The sequence below is a fragment of the Cellulophaga sp. F20128 genome, assembly GCF_023015805.1.
Classification (GTDB): Bacteria; Bacteroidota; Bacteroidia; order Flavobacteriales; family Flavobacteriaceae; genus Cellulophaga.
The window spans coordinates 1-524 of sequence record NZ_JALKBA010000077.1; the positions used below are offsets into that span (position 1 = coordinate 1).

At 43.9% G+C, this 524-nt stretch carries 1 pseudogene; it reads right to left on the bottom strand.

Annotated features, from left to right (window positions below):
• A pseudogene (locus MWU65_RS17540) lies at window positions 1-524 on the bottom strand (thrombospondin); the annotation flags it as partial.

The following is a 524-nucleotide window of genomic DNA, read 5'->3' on the forward strand; positions in this document are numbered from 1 at the left end:
TTTGAAGTAGCGGAACAATCGTCACACCCATCCCCATCTAAATCTTGACAAACAGAAGGATCTAATGGATCGGTATCATCACCATCTAAAACACCATCATTATCATCATCTGGATCACTGGCATCACAAATGCCATCTCCATCGGTATCCAAACCATCATTGGCTGGATCAAAATTATTACCAGCGCTAAAATCGGTATTTAAAGTAGCGGAACAATCGTCACACCCATCCCCATCTAAATCTTGACAAACAGAAGGGTCAAAGGGAGCTGTATCGTCCCCGTCAACCACACCATCGTTATCATCATCTGGATCACTGGCATCACAAATACCATCACTATCGGTATCCAAACCGTCATTGGCTGGATCAAAATTATTACCAGCGCTAAAATCGGTATTTGAGGTAACCGAACAATCGTCACACCCATCCCCATCTAAATCTTGACAAACAGAAGGGTCTAGGGGATCGGCATCACTACCGTCAACCACCCCATCATTATCATCATCAGTATCACTGGCATCACA